The sequence below is a fragment of the Planktotalea sp. genome, from assembly GCF_039984035.1.
GTDB lineage: Bacteria > Pseudomonadota > Alphaproteobacteria > Rhodobacterales > Rhodobacteraceae > Planktotalea.
The window spans coordinates 1-2,618 of record NZ_JBDWVM010000145.1 but is presented as its reverse complement, the minus strand read 5'-3'; the positions used below and the strand labels follow the sequence as shown (position 1 = coordinate 2,618).

2 protein-coding genes are annotated in these 2,618 nt (G+C 54.4%); both read left to right on the top strand.

Annotated features, from left to right (window positions below; translation table 11 throughout):
* On the top strand, positions 1-1,828 hold a 1,828-nt coding region (locus ABJQ89_RS06590; RefSeq protein ID WP_348495472.1), incomplete at its 5' end, for an indolepyruvate ferredoxin oxidoreductase subunit alpha.
* The coding region (locus ABJQ89_RS06585) for a 2-oxoacid:acceptor oxidoreductase family protein (protein ID WP_348495471.1) at positions 1,825-2,618 on the top strand (794 nt) is incomplete at its 3' end. The genes ABJQ89_RS06590 and ABJQ89_RS06585, both read left to right, overlap by 4 nt.

The following is a 2,618-nucleotide window of genomic DNA, read 5'->3' as shown; positions in this document are numbered from 1 at the left end:
TTTGGCCAATCTCGCCTCTGGCGGTGTGACTGGCGGCGCGCTTGTCATCATCGGAGAGGATTACGGCGAAGGCTCGTCGATCATGCAAGAGCGCAGCCACGCCTTTGCTATGAAGAGCCAGATCTGGTTACTCGATCCGCGCCCAAACCTGCCCTCTATTGTCAAAGCCGTGGGTGATGGCTTTGCTCTTTCAGAGGCGTCAAACAGTCCAGTGATGCTGCAAATGCGCATCCGATCCTGCCATTTAACGGGCCGTTTTGACGCAAAAGACAATGTCGCGCCGCCAATGACGGTCAAAGATGCACTTGAGCATCCGAAACGGGACTTGAGCCGCATTGTTCTACCGCCCGCTTCCTTTCTGCATGAACAAGAGAAGGTTGCGAAACGCCGCCCCGCTGCGATCAAGTTCATTCAAGAGAACGGGCTAAACGAAACCTTTGGCCCGAAAGACGGCCCTGTTGGACTGATCCTTCAAGGCGGCATGTACAACGCGGTCATTCGGGCGCTGAGCACGCTTGGATTAGCGGATGACTATGGCAACACCGACATTCCGTTGCACGTTCTTAACGTCACGTATCCTTTGGTGAGCGAAGACTTACGCGAGTTTTGCGCCAATAAATCCGCTGTTCTGATGATTGAAGAAGGCTATCCGAACTATCTAGAACAAGAGCTACGCGCGATATTGCACGCGGCTGGTGCACGCACCAAAGTTGCTGGGAAAAACCCATTCTCGGAGGCAGGTGAGCTGACGGGGCCTGTCATGCAAAACGCGTTAACGTCGTTCTTTCAAAAGCACGGCAAAGGGCTGTTGCCTGATCATGTGAGGGCGCCAAATAGGCCGCCTGTTTTGAAAACAGATGTGCTGGATGCGCAGGTTCCTGTTCGCCCGCCAAGTTTCTGTATTGGTTGCCCCGAAAGGCCCATATTTGCCGCGACGAAGATGGTGGAAAATGAACTAGGGCCGCATCATATTGCTTCTGACATTGGGTGCCATCTCTTCTCGATCAACGCGCCATTTGATCTGGGGGCAACGACAATGGGCTATGGGCTTGGCCCTGCGTCTGCGGCGGCCCTGTCCGATAAAAATGCAAATCGGCGCTCAATTTCCTTTCTTGGCGACGGCGGGTTCTGGCACAATGGGCTAACCTCTTCGATCGGCAATGCGGTCTTTAATGAACATGACGGCGTCACGGTGATTGTCGACAATTACTACTCCGCAGCGACCGGAGGGCAGGATATTCTGTCATCGCGCGCAGACAACAAAAGCAAATCGACCAAACACCCGATCAAGGCCGCTGTTGAGGGTATGGGCGTCACTTGGGTGCGTCAGATTGATCGCACCTATGATGTTTCACTGATGCGGGACACGTTGACGGAGGCTTTGACCACTGAGGAGACTGGCCCAAAGGTCATCATCGCCTCCTCGGAATGTATGTTGAACAAACAAAGGCGTGAGAAGCCAGAGCGACAAAAAGCGATTGCAGAGAAGACACGCGTGCTCAGAACCCGATTTGGGGTGGATGAGGACGTCTGTACTGGCGATCACGCCTGCATTCGTCTGTCCGGCTGCCCGTCTTTGTCATTGAAAACCTTGGATGATCCCTTGCGCGACGATCCTGTCGCGTCGATTGATACGAATTGTGTGGGCTGTGGAAATTGCGGTGAGGTTGCAGAGGCCGCAGTGCTTTGCCCGTCGTTCTATCAGGCTGATTTGGTTGAAAACGCCGCGCCGATGGAGCGCGCAATGGGGCGTCTGCGAACTAAGGTGATCAACTGGCTACAGAACCGCCGCGATGCACGTCGGGTGACGTTTGAGGGAACGACGTGAGTTCGATACTCAAAATCGCGGTCATGGCGGTTGGGGGCCAAGGCGGGGGCGTGCTGTCTAGCTGGATCGCACAACTTGCTGAAAACTGTAATTATCATGCGCAGGTAACCTCCGTCGCGGGTGTTGCGCAGCGCACGGGGGCGACGATTTACTACATCGAAATCGCGCCGCAAGGATCAGGCGATCCAGTCTTTGCTTTGTCCCCCTCCCCCGGCGATGTGGATGTATTGATCGCCGCTGAGTTGATGGAAGCAGGCCGCGCAGTGCAGCGCGGATTTGTGACGCCAGAGCGCACTGTTTTGATCACCTCCACCCACCGCATTCTGGCGGTTTCAGAGAAACAAACGCCTGGGGATGGACGATCTGACAGTGTCGCTGTGCGCGCTGAGTTGGGCCAGCATGCGCGTCATATCGTTGCTTTTGATATGGATGCGATTGCGAAGGATACAGAAAGTTTCATTTCTGCCAGCCTATTTGGCGCACTTGCAAAGTCCAACGCGCTCCCCTTTTCCACGCAGGAGTTTAGATCTGTTTTAGAAAGTGCGGCTAAGAGTGCCGCAAGCAATTTAGCGGCCTTTGAGGCGGCCCTGTTTTACGAAGATGAAAATGCAAAAAGCGTCCAGACCAACCAGCCTGCTCGCAAGCCACAGTCGGTTAATCCAGACTGGGTTAAGTTGCTCGAACGGGCTGAAACCAGTTCGTGCCAAGCAAAGGTTGAGCTGCTCGCAGGGTTGCAGAAAACGGTAGACTACCAAGACATTGCGTATGGGTATGAATACTTAGACCGCAT